This is a genomic window from Lactobacillus jensenii DSM 20557, from assembly GCF_001436455.1.
Classification (GTDB): domain Bacteria; phylum Bacillota; class Bacilli; order Lactobacillales; family Lactobacillaceae; genus Lactobacillus; species Lactobacillus jensenii.
The window spans coordinates 1-236 of the sequence record NZ_AYYU01000093.1 but is presented as its reverse complement, the minus strand read 5'-3'; the positions used below and the strand labels follow the sequence as shown (position 1 = coordinate 236).

Sequence of the window (236 nt, the reverse complement as noted above, 5' to 3'; positions counted from 1 at the left end):
ATGGCGCGGGACGGAATCGAACCGCCGACACAAGGAGCTTCAATCCTTTGCTCTACCAACTGAGCTACCGAGCCATTCTTACGGTCCATGACGGATTTGAACCGACGATCTCCTCCGTGACAGGGAGGCGAGATAAACCACTACTCCAATGGACCATATTGCGGGAGCCGGATTTGAACCAACGACCTTCGGGTTATGAGCCCGACGAGCTACCAGACTGCTCCATCCCGCGATAA

Annotated in this window: 3 tRNA genes; all 3 read right to left on the bottom strand. The window is 55.1% G+C overall.

From position 1 onward, the window contains the following. Nucleotide 1 precedes the first annotated feature (1 nt). The 3 genes from FC45_RS07595 to FC45_RS07585 all read right to left on the bottom strand — a co-directional run bounded on the left by FC45_RS07595 (nt 2) and on the right by FC45_RS07585 (nt 232). Nucleotides 2–74, bottom strand: a tRNA-Phe gene (locus FC45_RS07595). A 7-nt stretch (nt 75–81) separates the two neighbouring features. Beyond that, nucleotides 82–155: transfer RNA gene (locus FC45_RS07590), tRNA-Asp, on the bottom strand. Nucleotides 156–158: 3 nt separating this feature from the next. Beyond that, nucleotides 159–232 (bottom strand) — tRNA-Met (locus tag FC45_RS07585). Between the last annotated feature and the right edge of the window lie 4 nt (nt 233–236).